Origin of the sequence: Xanthomonas cucurbitae (genome assembly GCF_002939885.1) — a bacterium.
GTDB lineage: Bacteria > Pseudomonadota > Gammaproteobacteria > Xanthomonadales > Xanthomonadaceae > Xanthomonas > Xanthomonas cucurbitae.
The window spans coordinates 18,097-32,397 of the sequence record NZ_MDED01000037.1; the positions used below are offsets into that span (position 1 = coordinate 18,097).

Here is a 14,301-nt window from a genome sequence, read left to right on the forward strand (position 1 = left end):
CTCCTAAGCCTCACTGCAGTGCGGCCACCTCACTCCGGCGGCAACACCACGTCCGGCTTCACCGCCGCCGGGCTGACCCGTTCGATGGTGTGGCGCAGCTCGCGGCCGAGGATGAACTTGGCATCCTTGGCCCATGCATCCAGCCGCTCGTCGAACAACAACTTGCTGTTCTCGTCCGGCCAAACCAGGCGCAGCTCGCGCAGTTTCTGGATGAAGCTGCGGAACAGGGTCTTGTCGAAGAACTCCGGGGCGGCCGGGGCGTACAACAGGCTCAGACGCTGCGCGGCCTGCTGGCACAGGCTCTCCAGTTCGCCGGCACCGAGGACGCCGGGACCGTTCTTCACCAGCACCGAAATGGCGATGTAATAACGCTCGAACGCCTGCTGCAGCGAATGACCGATGGCGCGCAGCCGGAACACTTCATCGGTCTGTCCGGTGTTGCGCGCCAGGATGCCGCCATCGTCGTCGGTGACGTTGAGCAGCAGGCCCTCGCGTACGAACATCTCGATGGTCTGTTCGATGCGCTCGGCAAAGCGGTCTTCGCTCCACGGCAGGAACAGCTCGGCCTGCAGGAACGGGTACACCGTGCGGCCCAGGCGGATCAGCCCGGCGCGGCTCATGCGGCGGTTGTTCTGGAAGCAGCACGCCACCCACGAGGACGCGGTGAACAGGTGCAGCACGTTGTTGCGGAAGTAGCTCAGCAACACCGCAGTATCGCCGCTGACGCTGAGCACATCGCCCAACGGATGCGACACTCGCGTCAATACATTGATCTCTTCGGCATGGGTGATGATGCGCGCCGGGGTGTGCGGGGTGACGGTGACGCGGTCCGAATACGGCATTTCCGCCAGCAGCTTCTTGCAGAGCTCGATCTGCGCGATCAGGTCGGCCTCGCCCATCGCGTGCTTGGGCGTGGACAGCAGCGCCAGCGCCAGCAGGTTGATCGGATTGACGTCAGCGGCGCAGTTGATGCGGGTCTGGATCTGGGTGGACAAGGTATCCACCGCCGGTGCCAGCCAGGTGGGTTTTTCGTCTTCGGGTACCGGTTGCCCATCCCAGTCCGGAGCGTGCCTGGCCAGCACGTCGTTGAGCGCGATCGGCTCGCCGAAGTTCACCACCACCTGGCCGTAGTTCTGCTTGAGCACCTTGGGAATGGACCACAGCAGGCCCCAGATGGATTCCTTTTCCTTGGGCCGGCCGGTGAGTTCGTCCAGGTAGCTATTGCCCTCCATCAGCTTCTCGTAGCCGATGTACACCGGCTGGAACAGCACCGGCTTGCGTGGCTGGCGCAGGTAGGCGCGCAGCGTCATCGCGATCATACCGCCCTTGGGCTGCAGCAGCCGCCCGGTGCGCGAGCGCCCGCCTTCGACGAAGTATTCGATCGAATAGCCGCCGGCCACCAGCTGGGCAACGTATTCGCTGAGCACCGCCGAATACAGCGCGTTGCCGCGGATGCTGCGGCGGATGAAGAACGCGCCGCCCTTGCGCAGCAGCGTGCCCACCACCGGCAGGTTGAGGTTGATGCCGGCCACGATGTGCGGCGGCACGATGCCGCGTTCGTACAGCAGGTAGCTCAGCAACAGGTAATCCATGTGGCTGCGGTGGCTGGGCACGTAGACCACTTCATGCCCGGGCGCGGCCTGTTTGAGCTTGTCCAGGTGGTGCACCAGCACGCCGGCGTAGATGCGGTTCCACACATGGGTGAGCAGGAAGCTGGCCGAGCGCACCACCGGGCTGGAATAGTCGGCGGCGATCTCCCAGGCATAGGCATGCGCCTTGCGCCAGGCATCGACCGGTTTGGAGTTATCGCGCTTGGCCTGGGTGGCGATGGCCTCGCGCACCGAGTCGGCGGCCAGCACCTGGTCCACCAGCAGGCGGCGGGTGGACAGGTCCGGCCCGATCACGGCCTCGCGGATGCGCCGGAAGTGGGTGCGCAGTACGCGCTGCAACTTGCGCAAGGTGCGCTCGGGCGGCAACCCCTCGGCCATGGTCTGGCGCAGCGAGATCGGCGGGGCGAAGCGCACGATGGTGGTACGGCCGTTGAGCAACACCGCCAGCAGGCGGCGGAAGCGGCCCACCAGCGCCCAGTTCTCCGAGAACAGCACCGCGAACCAGCCGCTCTGCTTGTCCGGCGCGCGGCCCACGAAGATCGACACCGGCACCAGTTGCACGTCCAGGTCGGCACGCACGCGATGGGCCTGCAACAGCTTGGCCAGCGAGTCGGAATGGGTCTTGCCGCCGCGCTGTTCGGGAATCAGCGAATTGCTGCTGCTGCGCCGCGACAGCGCCAGGTAGGCGCGCTTACGTTCCAGCGGGTCGCCCGGCAGCGGCACCAACGGCGAGGGCAGGCCGGCCTCGCGGCAGGCCTTGTCCAGGATCAAGGCACTCGACAGCCCATAGTCTTCCAGCACGTACACCACCGACCGGCCGTCGTCGTAGCGGCCGGGCTGATCCGGCTCGATGGTCAGACTCAGCCAGGGGTCGGCCAGGCGCCCGAGCAGGCGCGCCCACCACGGCCGCTTGCTTGGGCGCGGGCTGGCCGGCGCCAGCGCCGCGGCGGCGGCCGACACCTCCGGAGGCACGGGGCTGGCGGTCGGCAACGGCGAGGCACCGCCAGGCGTGGCGGCATCGGCGGTGGGCGGGGCGGGCTGGCCGTCGGGAAACGGCAGGGGGTTTTGTTCTGGCATCGCGGTCATTATCGCCCAGCCGGGCGCTGCCCGGCATTTGCCGACGGCGCCGGCGGGGCGTCGGGGCTTGCCGTGGCTGCGGGTAGGTCCGCCACCGGCGGCGTACGCAACAGTGCCGCCACTTCCTCCTGGGTCTGCTGCTGGTACCAGTGGCCGTCGCGTTTGACCAGCGCCACGGTCAGGTCGATGTCGCGTGCGGCCAGCCGATAGCGCAACCGCACCTGGGCCTGCTCGCCGTCCTGCGTGACCAACCCGGTGCGCAAGGCATCCAGGCTGCCATCGATCGACAGGCCATAGCGTTCCAGCACCTTCTTGCACACCGCCCAGAACGGCCCGAGCCGGCGCAGGCTCTCTTCCATGCCCAGGCGTTGCAGATCCGCGTCGGAGGTGATGCCGGTGGCGCGGGCGGCAGCCACTAGCTCGGCGATACTGGCCTTGGCGCGCGGGCGGTCGGCCAGCGGCGCGCTGGCGGCCCAGGCGCTCAGGGCATCGACCAGTTGCATGTAGTGGGCGCGCTGCTCGGGTTGGTAGTCGTTGCGACTGCGCAGGTACTGCACGCCGAACTGGCCCAGCGACTGCGCGGCCTTCGCGATGCCCTGCGCCTGCCCGGCCAGTTGCGCGTCGAAGGCCTGCTGCAGGCGGCGCTCGGCGTCGGGCGCCGACAAGGCCCCCAGCAGCGTGCCCATCTCATTGGGCAGCGGCAGTTCGGTCAGCGGCCAGCGGCTGGCACCGCTGCGCCAGGCCGCGTCCAGCTGGGTGTACTGCGCGGGCGTGACCCGGATCCGCGCATAGGCGACCAGATCGTTGCGGCGCAACGGGACGGTCATCGCCTGCATCGCCGCGGCCGGTTCGGCGTTGGCGCCGGGCAGGGCCATGGGCGGCTCCTGGCGCTGGCAGCCGCCCATGCCCAAGGCGACGAGCAGCGCCCAGGCGACGGGCTGGAACCGGCCTGCGCGGACGGTGAGTGACGGCATGCGCACGATGTTCCCCTGATCGGTCGGCGCATCTTGCTGGCTGGCGCCACTGGCGGCAAGGCGCGCGGCCCCGGGGGACCGGGATCGGTTCGTTGGTGGCGACATCCACAGGCCATGGCAGCAGCGACCGATGGCCAACACTGTCTGGACGCTGTCTCGTTCGGACAACTTTGTCCACCTACTCCAGCGGAAGCCTTGCGCCGCAAGGACTCGCCTGATTGTGCAATGCATCATGTAAGCGCTTGCAGTTCCTGCTAGCGTGCGCGCCATCTCGCTTCGAGGCCGCCATCGGATGGTGCCGATGTCATGCATGTGCCTGTTTCCCCCGAACGCCCTGCGTCTGCGTCACGTGCGTCCAACTCCGGCACGCGGCAGGATGCGCATTGTCTTGTCCAAGGTCATGCCATGAGCCGACCACGCTCGGAGAGCACTAGCGTCACCATCAAGGACGTCGCGCGCCAGGCGCAGGTCTCGGTTGCCACGGTGTCGCGCACCATGAATGGCCACCAGCATGTGGCCGAGTCGGTCCGCGAACGCGTGCTGCAGGTGGCGCGCAGCCTCAACTACATCCCGCACCACGCCGCGCGCAGCCTGAGCAGCCGCCGTACCCACACCATCGGGGTGGTGTTGCCGGACCTGCATGGCGAATTTTTTTCCGAATTGATCCGTGGCATCGACCAGGTGGCGCGGGAGCAGGGCTACCACCTGCTGGTGTCCAGCTCGCACGGCGACCCGCAGGCGCAGCGCCGGGCGCTGGAGCGCCTGCCCGGGCGCGTGGATGGGGTGCTGCTGATGTCGCCGTCGCTGGGCGAGTCGGACGTTTACGCCGAGGCGCTGCCCGGCGGGCTGCCGGCGGTCCTGCTCAACTGTGCCGGCAGCAACGGCCAGCGGCCGCTGCTCAACGTGGACAATTACGGCGGCGCGCGGGTGATGACCCGCCATCTGCGCGACAGCGGCCATGGCCGCATTGCGTTCATCGCCGGCCCGGACGACAACTTCGATGCGCACGAACGCCTGCGCGGCTATCGCGACGAGCTGGCGCTGGACCCGCAGGCGCAACCGTGGGTGCTGCCGGGCAATTTCGACGAGGCATCCGGGTATCGCGCCGGCCAGACCCTGGCGCAGGACGCCCGCCCGGACGCGGTGTTCGCCGCCAACGACATGATGGCGCTGGGCTGCCTGTTCGCGCTCGGCCATGCCGGGCTCAAGGTACCGCAGGACATCGCCCTGGCCGGTTTCGACGACGTGCCGATGGCGCGCTACGTGCTGCCGGCATTGACCACCATGCGGGTGGATATTGCCGGGCTGGGCGCACGTGCGCTGCGGTTGCTGCTGGGCCAGCAACTGGTCGATGCGCCGCCAGTGCCGGCGGAGGCCGCGCCACCGGCGCGCTCGGAGATGGTTCCGGAGCTGATCGTGCGCGCGTCCAGTGCGCCACGCACCGCGCCCAGAGGCTGAAAGCATCGCGCGCCGTCGCATCTTCACGAATTCTTTGCGGTTTCTTGTGTTTTTTATAACGCCTATCGCCTGCCTGCCGTCGCTCTGCCGACCTTGAAGCAACGCACCACCTGCGCCACGCCGACCCCTTCGCCGGTACGCGCCTCACCCCTGGGAGGGGGAATGTCATGAAGACCCATCGCACCGTCTCCACCTTGCCGGCGCGCAGCCTGTTGTGCTGCGCCCTGGCCGCCTCGCTGCTGGCAGCGTCTCCGGCCATGGCCCAATCCAGCAATGCCACCTTGCGTGGCCAGGTCGCCGCCGCACAGGCCGGCACCACCGTGACCGCCACCAATGTCGCCAGCGGTGCCGTGCGCCGGGTCGCCACGGGACCGGATGGCACCTATGCGCTGGTCGGCCTGCCGCCGGGCACCTACAAGGTCGAAGCCGGCCCGGGCACCGAGCGGACGGTGACGCTGTCGGTGGCCTCCTCGGTCAGCCTGGACCTGGGCGGCGGCACGGCGACGGCCACCGCACCGGCAGGCGATGCCACCACGCTGGACGCGGTGCGGGTCACCGCCACCACGTTGCAGGAGGTCAAGACCTCCGAAGTGGGCACCAACATCTCGCTCAAGCAGATCAGCACCGTGCCGCAGCTGACGCGCAACTTCCTGGAGTTTGCCGACACCGTGCCGGGCATGCAGTTCGAGACTGATTCCAACGGCAATAGCCGCATCCGCGGCGGCGCGCAGGCCAGCTCGGCGGTGAATGTCTATATCGACGGCGTGGGCCAGAAGAGCTATCTGTTCGGCGGCGTGTCCGGCCAGCAGCAGAGCGCGGGCAACCCGTTCCCGCAGCTGGCGATCGGCGAGTACAAGGTCATCACCTCCAACTACAAGGCCGAGTTCGACCAGGTGGGTTCGGCGGCGATCGTGGCCTCCACCAAGTCCGGCGGCAACGAGTTCCACGGCGAGATCTTCGGGCGCACCACCAACACCGATTTCCGCGCGCGCCAGCCCGACGAGCGCGCCGGTGCGCCCAACGCCGACGGCAACAAGCGCCAGACCCACCAGGACGAATATGGCTTCGCGCTCAGCGGCCCCATCGTCAAGGACAAGGCGCATTTCTTCTTCAGCTACGAAGGCAAGGGCTTCGAAGTCTCGGCCAGCCCGGTGTCGGTGCCCGACAACTTCAGCGTGCTGAGCGACGACCTGCCGGCCAGCGTGCAGAGCCGTCTGGGTTCGGTCACCCGACCGTTCAACGAAGACCTGTACTTCGGCAAGATCGACTGGGACATCGGCGACAACGACCGCCTGGAGCTGACCGCCAAGGTCCGCGACGAGGAAAGCCGCGACAGCGTGGGCGATCGCAACACCGCCATCGCCGCCAAGATCAACCTCAACTCCGAAGAACGCTACGACCTGCGTTGGCAGCATTTCGGCGAAACCTACGTCAACGAGGCGCGCATCTCCTACGAGGACGTGCTGTTCAATCCGACCGCCTCCACCATCGGCAGCCAAAGCGTGTACACGCGCGGCATCGCCGAGAACGATGTGCTCATCAACGACGGCGCCACCAGTGGCCTGGCGATCCAGCGCAAGGGGCAAAAAGGCCCCAGCTTCCAGAACGATCTGACCTTCAACAGCATCGACTGGCACGGCAGCCACGTCATCAAGATGGGCGTGAAGTACAAGGAAGTGGAGCTGACCCAGAGCGAGAATTCCACCGTCAACCCGTCGTTCTTCTACGCGGTCAACGATGGCCAGGGCACTGCGGCGATTCCGTACCAGGTGCGCTTCAACCTGCCGTTTGCCGGTGCCGCACCGTCGGTGACCACCAGCAGCAAGCAACTGGGTCTGTATATCCAGGACGATTGGGACGTCAACGACAAGCTGCAGTTGAACCTGGGCGTGCGTTGGGACGGCGAGAAGATCCCGTCCTACCTGGACAATGTGACCCCGCCGGAAGTGGTGGCCGCCTTGAATGGTCCCGGTACAGACCCGGCGGTGAGCGCCACCTACGCCGAGCAACTGGCCAAGGGCGGGGTCAACATCAACGACTACCTCAGCAACGGCCGCAATCGCAAGCAGGACAACAACAACTTCGCCCCGCGCCTGGGCTTTTCCTACGATTTCCGTGGCGACGAATCGCTGGTGCTGTTCGGCGGCGCCGGGCGCAGCTTCGACCGCAACCTGTTCGACATCATGGGCCTGGAACAGGTCAAGTCGGCGCTGGCGCAATACACCGTCCGCTTCGTCGAATCCTCCGACTGCACGCCAGCGCCAGGCACCTGCACCAACTTCAACCCGGCGTTCATCAGCAACCCGGACAGCCTGGGCGGGCTGGTCGATGCACGGGTGCGCAACGGCGAAATCGACCTGCTCAACAACGACCTGAAAACCCCGTATTCGGACCAATATTCGTTGGGCCTGCGCACCCGCGTGGGCGAGTGGAGCAACTCGGCCACGGTGTCGTATATCCACAGCAAGGACGGGCTGATCCTCACCCTGGGCAACCGCTACCCGAATGGCGATTTCTTCCAGAACGGCGGCCAGCCGTGGCTACAGCCGCCGCCGGGATTCGGCTCGCTCATCATCGGCAACAACGGCGTGGAAACCAAGACCACGCAGCTGCTGCTGTCCACCGACAAGGCCTATACCAAGGAAAGCGGCTGGGGCCTGACGGCGGCCTACACGTTCTCGCGCGCACGCGGCAACCGTGGCAACGATGAACAGTACGGCTTCGATGCCGCCACCATCGCCGACTATCCGTTCCTGGATTTGAACTCGGTGCCGCGCCATCGCCTGGTGGTCACCGGCATCTACGACCTGTTCTGGGGGATCAGTGCCTCGGCCAAGCTGACCCTGGCCACGGTACCGCCGCGCAACGAAGCGGTGTCCTACGACCTGTACGGCGGCCCGCCCTCCAACAACATCCGCGTGGTGTCGGTGGATGCACCGGGCGGCAAGTTCCTGGCCGGCGGGGACATCTTCGGCACCCGCCAGCTGGACCTGTCGCTGTCCAAGGACATGCAGGTCACCGATGCGGTGACCGTGCAGGTGCGCGGCGATCTGATCAACGCCTTGAACTTCCGCAACTACGACCAGTACGCCATCGACTGGGGCCAGGGTGGGGTCTACAGCCCGCGTGTGGACATCAACCAATACGGCTCCATGTCCACCCCGCCGCGCAGCCTGTTCCTGAGCGCACGCATCATCTGGTGACCGAAGCCGGCACCCACCTCGGTCCGTTGTCATCCCGGATACGCCATCCGGGGTGGCAGCGGAGGCTGTCACCGGCGAGCAAGGCACGCGCGGGGCGCGCCTGAGACATGGCCGTTGGCGCTGTTCCGCTGCCGCACACCGCAGTGCACCGATGCGCAAAAAAAAGGATAGGCCACACGGACCGATCCCTTCAAAAGCCGGGAAACCCCGGCAGACAATGCGTGGCACAGCTTCCGACTGACATCGGACGCGGCATGCTAACCAGATTTAACGTTAAGGCAACACTTTAATTGTTACTACTTATCTGACTGATTCTATTCAGAAAAAGTGGTCGCATCCTTTCAGGGACGATGCGAGGTTGCAGAACGAATCTCCGCCTGGATGGCGGCGGCCGCAGCGGCCGGATCGCTGGCCAGGCGGATCGGGCGGCCGACGACAATCGCATCGGCGCCATCAGTAAAGGCCTGCGCCACGCCCACGGTGCGCTGCTGGTCGTCGCCGACCGGCCCGCCGGGACGGATGCCAGGGCAGACGATCGAAAATGCCGGGCCGGTGGCGCGGCGGATCGGGCCGGCTTCCTGGCCGGAGGCGATCACCCCGTCGATGCCGGCCGCCTGCGCGGCCAGCGCGCGCTCCACCACCACCTCCACCGGTGCGCGGTCGATGCCCATTGCGGCCAGGTCCGGGCGGCCCATCGAAGTCAGCACGGTCACTGCCAGCAGGCGCATGTCGCCCCGGTTGGCCTCGGCGGCGGCCTGCAACATGCCGGCATGCCAGCCGTGCACGGTGCAATAGCTCACCGGCCACTGCGACAGCCGGGCGATGGTGCCGGCCACGGTGGCGGGAATATCGAAGAACTTCAGGTCCACGAACACCCGCTTGTTGCGCCTGGCCAGCGCATCGAGCACATGAAAATACTCGCCGGAGGCCAGCAGCTCCATGCCGATCTTGTAGAAGGACACCGACTCGCCCAGGCGCTCCACCCAGGCGATGGCCTCGTCATGGCCGGGCACATCCAGCGCGAAGATCAGCCGCTCGTGCGCGGCCAGGGCTAACAGGGGGCGGCTCATCGGGCAAGCTCCAGGGCGGCGCGCTTGGCGTCGTGGCGGGTCTGCCAGGGTTGCGAATAATCGTTGTTGAACTGCGCCGGCTCCCAGCCGCCATAGCTGGGGTTGGGCAGCATCCACCAGCGCTCGCCGAACCAGTCGTGGTACTGCTGCAGCAGCGCGCCACGGGCCTGCCCGGTATTGGCACTCACCTGCACGAAGTCGCCCAGCTGGTCGCCGAACTGCATCAGCACGCGGTATTGCCGCCCGGCCAGCTGGCGGCGGCAATTCTTCTCGCTGCCGGTCTGCTCGCAGCCGGGCACCACCGTGCCCAGGCCCAGGAACACGCTGTCGTCGGCCACCGGCAGGCCGGCGCTGCGCAGGTTGGCCAGCGTGGCGTCCTTCAGATGCACCGCGCGGTTGGAGATGTAGATCAAGGTGATACCGCGCGCGTTGGCCGCCTTGGCGAAATCCACCACGCCGGGAATCGGCTTGGCCTTCTTCTCGGCCACCCACTGGTCCCAGCTCAGCTCGTCGTATTCCTTGCCCTCGCGCAGCAACCGCGCCTGGTACGGCGAGTTGTCCAGCACGGTCTCGTCCACGTCCAGCACCACTGCCGGCTTCAGGCCGATGGCGGCATTGGCGCGTTCTTCGGGCACCAGCGCGTCCCAGTTGGGCTGCTTGAGCGCGGCGTCCAGCGTGTCGGCCGCCGCGCGGTAGGTCTGCTCGGCCACGGCGCGGTATTCCTCCGAGCGCTGCATCCACAGCACCGCGTTGAGGTTGTCGTCGCCGGCTGGCAGGGCAGTGGCCGGTGCTGCCGGCTGGGTGGCCGCCGCGCTGGCGGCATCGGTAGCTACTGCGGCAGGCGGCGCCTTGTCACCGGGCTTGCAGGCGCTCAAGGCCAGCGCGGTGCAGGCGATCAGGGACAGCGGTGCATAGGACGGGAAGCGCATGACAGCCACCAGGAGACAGAACGGCAAGGAAGCCGATGATTTTAACGGGTTCGCGCCGCAGTGCTCCCACGCCAGCACTCCCGATGCGATGCAGACACCCCATGCGCCGCATGCCGTGGATGGGCATGGCCCCACCTTGTCGCGCTGCGCCGCCGCATGCCGGCGACGGATCGGCATATGCTTCCCCGCTGATTGCCCAGGAGCTGCCGCATGACAGAGACATCGTCCATCCCCGTGCTCGATACCGCCCAGGCCCGCGTACTGGGCTGCCTGATCGAGAAGGAAGCGACCACCCCGGACGCCTACCCGCTCACCGTCAACGCCGCCCAGGTGGCCGCCAACCAGAAGACCGCCCGCGAACCGGTACTGACGCTGCAGACCGGCGTTGTCCATCACGCGCTGCGCCAGCTCGAAACGCTGGGGCTGGTGCGCCAGCAATTCTCCTCGCGCGCCGAACGCTACGAGCACAGGCTGGGCAGCGTGCTGGACCTGACCCGCCAGCAGGTGGCGTTGATCGGCCTGCTGCTGTTGCGCGGGCCGCAGACGTTGGGCGAGCTGCACACGCGCAGCGAGCGGCTGGCGCGTTTCAACGATGCCGACGATGTGCGTCATCATCTGGAACGGCTGGTCCAGCGCGGCCTGGCCGCGCAACTGCCGCGCGCCGGCGGCCAGCGCGAGGACCGTTACGCACATCTGCTCAGCGGTGCATTGGATCTGGAAGCCTTGCAGGCGGCCGCTGCGCGCGCCGCACCGGCAGCGCGCGGCGGCGCCGACAGCAGCGAGCTGGAAACGCGCGTGCAGGTGCTGGAAGAACAGCTGCAGGACCTGCGTGCGCAACTGGCCGAGTTGCACACCCGCCTGGGCGAGTGATCGCGCCGGTAAGTCGCTTGGCCGCCGATGGCGCGGCCGGGCGCGGCAGATCCGCGCGACGTGCGATGGGCCGCACCCAACCACCGCCTACCGGTGTCCGACACCATCGAAACGCGGGCAAGCGCAGGCGACCCCGCTCAGCGGTGCACGCTACCCGGGTCAAGCTCGATCGTGTAGTACGCCACGGCTTCGGTGCCGGCACTCAGCACCCGCAGGCCCTCATAACGGAGCCCGAGCGCTTCCAGCGCGCGGATCGATTCCGCATTGCCTGGCGAGACGATCGCGCACAGCCGCGTCAACCCCAGTGCCTTGCGCGCATGCACCAGCACCGCGCGCCCGGCTTCGCTGACATAGCCCTTGCCGCGATGCGCGGGCAACAGCGCAAAACCCAGATGCGGCACCGGCAAGGTTTCGCGGCACAGCAAGCCCAAGGTGCCCAGGAACGTGGCGCCGTCCCGCGTCTCCAGCGCCCAGTGCGCGAAACCGTGTTGTTGCTGATGGGCCTGCGCCCAGTCGCGCAGATGCGCGCGCGCCTGCGCGCGGGTGCGCAGACCACGGTCGCCGATGCCGGCGATGAAGGCAGGATCGTTGACCAGCGCCAGCATCGCCTCGGCATCGCCGTCGGGATCGAGCAGGCGCAAGCGCAGTCGTGCGGTTTCCAGGATGACGGTCACGGCGCGCTCCTATGTCGCAAGCCGCAGACTGCCGCGCAGGAACGGCCCTGACAAGCCTGATTGCAGCACGCATGGTGGCGTTGCAGATGCCGCAGTGATGGCGGGCGCAGTGCACTGCGCGTGCGGCCGATCCACCTGCACGGCCAGTGCTCAGTCGAACAGCGCCTGGATCGCCGCCAGGCCCGCGCTGGCGCGTTCCTTCTTGCGTTCGGCATCGGCCACCGGGTCGGCACCATCGCGCTGCAGCTCCGCTGCGGGAATCTCGTCGAAGAACCGGCTCGGCTTCAACCGCACATGCTCGCCGAACTTGCGCGTCAGCTTGCTGTAGCTCATCCACAACTGCTGCTTGGCGCGGGTGATGCCCACGTACAACAGGCGGCGCTCTTCCTGCAGATTGCCTTCTTCCAGGCTGACTTCGTGCGGCAGCACGCCGTCTTCGCAGCCAACGATGAACACATAGCGGAATTCCAGGCCCTTGGACGCATGCATGGTCATCATGCGCACCTGGTTGCCGCCATCGTCCTTGTCGTTGCGCGACAGCAGCGCCAGCTGCGCGGCCAGATCGCTGGCGCTGGCCCCGCGCGGCCCACCTTCGAACCACTCGGCCAATTCGTCCAGGTTGCGCTTGCGGCGCTGGAAGCCGGTTTCGTCCTTGGACTGGTTGCGCAGGTCGTTGAGCAGGCCGGACTTGTCGGCCAGCATGCGCACCAGTTCGCCCGCCGGCATGCTGGTCGCGTGCTGGCGCATCTCGCGCAGGATGTCGGTGAACGCGCTCAGGCCGTTGGCCGCACGCGGCGGCAGCTGCTGCAACGCGCCCATCGACTCGGCCGCACGCGACATCGGCACCGACTTGCCGCTGGCAAGCTCGGCCAGTCGCGCCAGCGAGGTCGCCCCCACTTCGCGCTTGGGCGACTGCACCGCACGCAGGAAGGCGGCGTCATCGTCCGGGTTGACGATCAGGCGCAGCCACGACAACAGGTCCTTGACCTCCTGTCGCTCCAGGAACGCGGTGCCGCCGGTCAGGTGATACGGCACCCGCAACAACTGCAGCGCTTTTTCCAGCGGCCGCGATTGGAAATTGCCGCGGAACAGGATGCAGAAATCGCTCCACGGCACCTGCTTGGCGGTGCCCAGGAACGAAATCTCGGCGGCCACCTTTTCCGCCTCGTGCTCGCTGTCGCGGCATTCCCACACGCGAATACGCTCGCCGTCGGCCTGGTCGCTCCACAACGTCTTCAGATGCTCGTGCGGGTTGTGCGCGATCAAGGCGTTGGCCGCGCGCAGCACGCGGTTGGAACAACGATAGTTCTGCTCCAGCTTGATGATTTCCAGCGCCGGATAGTCGCGCCCCATCTGCTGCAGGTTTTCCGGGTTGGCGCCGCGCCAGGCGTAGATGCTCTGGTCGTCGTCGCCCACGCAGGTGAAGTTGCCACGCGGGCCGGCCAGCATCTTCAGCAGCCGGTACTGCGCATCGTTGGTGTCCTGGCATTCGTCCACCAGCAGGTAGCCGATGCGTTCGCGCCAGCCCAGTACGATCTCTTCGTTGGCTTCCAGGATCTGCACCGGCAGGCGGATCAGATCGTCGAAGTCCACCGCGTTGAAGGTGGTCAGCCGCGCCTGGTAGCGCTCGTACAGGCTGGCGGCTTCTTTTTCGCGGTTGCTGCGCGCCGCCGCCATCGCCTGCTCCGGCGATAGCCCGGCGTTCTTGGCGCGCGAGATCAGGTTCTTGGCGTCCTCGATCGCATCGGGCTTGGCGCCATGCATCAGGTCCTTGATCTGCGCGGCGGCATCGTCCGAATCGAAGATCGAAAACCCGCGCTTCAGGCCGACGGCAGCATGTTCGATCTGCAGGAACTTCAGTCCCAGTGCGTGGAAGGTGCAGATGGTCAGGCCATCGGCACCATCGCCGCGGATGCGCTTGGCCACACGCTCGCGCATTTCCTTGGCCGATTTGTTGGTGAAGGTGATCGCGGCGATGCGCTTGGCCGGGTAGCGCCCGGTGGCGATCAGGTGCGCGATCTTCTCCACGATCACGCGCGTCTTGCCGCTGCCGGCACCGGCCAGCACCAACAAGGGACCTTCGCCGTGCAGCACTGCGGCGCTTTGCGGGGGATTGAGACCGTGCATAGAGGCTTCCGACAGAGCGCGCCATTGTACCGGGGTGGCTAGCAGCTAGCCGGCGCGCGGGTTCATGTGGCGCCGGGAAGCGCCCAGGATTGCCGCAGCGCATTCGCGGAACGCGACGGCGCGGTCCTGGTGCAGCATCGGCCAACCATGCCAGGCAGCGCCGGTCTTCCGCATTCCGCCGCCCGGCCCGTAACATCACGCCATGGCCAAGCTCTACTTTTACGGCTCATCGCGGATTCGTGTGGGTGCCTTGAGGCCCCTGAATCTGCGTTGAGCCTTGGAAACAGGCCCTTTCCACCGTCCCAGAAG

General features: G+C 67.1%; 9 protein-coding genes. 3 read left to right on the plus strand and 6 right to left on the minus strand.

Annotated features, from left to right (window positions below; genetic code table 11):
• Positions 1-29: 29 nt before the first annotated feature.
• Together plsB and XcuCFBP2542_RS15830 are read right to left on the minus strand one after the other, a co-directional pair.
• The gene (plsB, locus tag XcuCFBP2542_RS15825; RefSeq protein WP_104604772.1) at positions 30-2,696 is read right to left on the minus strand and encodes a glycerol-3-phosphate 1-O-acyltransferase PlsB; all 2,667 of its coding nucleotides are present in this window, start codon (positions 2,694-2,696) and stop codon (positions 30-32) included.
• Positions 2,696-3,661, minus strand: coding sequence for a hypothetical protein (locus XcuCFBP2542_RS15830; RefSeq protein ID WP_167526989.1), 966 nt, complete (start codon positions 3,659-3,661; stop codon positions 2,696-2,698). The genes plsB and XcuCFBP2542_RS15830 overlap by 1 nt, the downstream gene beginning before the upstream one ends.
• A gap of 405 nt (positions 3,662-4,066) precedes the next feature.
• Here XcuCFBP2542_RS15830 and XcuCFBP2542_RS15835 point away from each other — a divergent pair, with 405 nt between their 5' ends.
• Together XcuCFBP2542_RS15835 and XcuCFBP2542_RS15840 are read left to right on the plus strand one after the other, a co-directional pair.
• Complete coding sequence (locus tag XcuCFBP2542_RS15835; RefSeq protein WP_104604776.1) at positions 4,067-5,119, plus strand: LacI family DNA-binding transcriptional regulator; 1,053 nt, start codon at positions 4,067-4,069, stop codon at positions 5,117-5,119.
• Positions 5,120-5,286: 167 nt separating this feature from the next.
• Positions 5,287-8,322, plus strand: a complete 3,036-nt coding sequence (locus tag XcuCFBP2542_RS15840; protein ID WP_104604778.1) for a TonB-dependent receptor — start codon at positions 5,287-5,289, stop codon at positions 8,320-8,322.
• A gap of 341 nt (positions 8,323-8,663) precedes the next feature.
• Here the strand turns inward: XcuCFBP2542_RS15840 and pyrF are convergent, their stop codons facing one another.
• Positions 8,664-9,392 carry an orotidine-5'-phosphate decarboxylase gene (gene pyrF, locus XcuCFBP2542_RS15845; protein ID WP_104604780.1) on the minus strand — a complete coding sequence of 243 codons (729 nt, stop codon included), beginning with the start codon at positions 9,390-9,392 and terminating at the stop codon, positions 8,664-8,666.
• Positions 9,389-10,321, minus strand: coding sequence for a 5'-nucleotidase, lipoprotein e(P4) family (locus XcuCFBP2542_RS15850; RefSeq protein WP_104604782.1), 933 nt, complete (start codon positions 10,319-10,321; stop codon positions 9,389-9,391). The genes pyrF and XcuCFBP2542_RS15850 overlap by 4 nt, the downstream gene beginning before the upstream one ends.
• A 210-nt stretch (positions 10,322-10,531) precedes the next feature.
• Here XcuCFBP2542_RS15850 and XcuCFBP2542_RS15855 point away from each other — a divergent pair, with 210 nt between their 5' ends.
• Positions 10,532-11,191 (plus strand): YceH family protein, encoded by a 660-nt coding sequence (locus XcuCFBP2542_RS15855; RefSeq protein WP_104604784.1) that lies wholly within the window; start codon positions 10,532-10,534, stop codon positions 11,189-11,191.
• A 137-nt stretch (positions 11,192-11,328) separates the two neighbouring features.
• Here XcuCFBP2542_RS15855 and XcuCFBP2542_RS15860 read toward each other — a convergent pair whose 3' ends face one another.
• Together XcuCFBP2542_RS15860 and rep are read right to left on the minus strand one after the other, a co-directional pair.
• Entirely contained in the window at positions 11,329-11,865 is a 537-nt protein-coding gene (locus tag XcuCFBP2542_RS15860) for a GNAT family N-acetyltransferase (protein WP_104604786.1), read from the minus strand.
• 150 nt (positions 11,866-12,015) lie between these two features.
• Entirely contained in the window at positions 12,016-13,992 is a 1,977-nt protein-coding gene (gene rep / locus XcuCFBP2542_RS15865; protein ID WP_104604788.1) for a DNA helicase Rep, read from the minus strand.
• Positions 13,993-14,301: the final 309 nt, after the last annotated feature.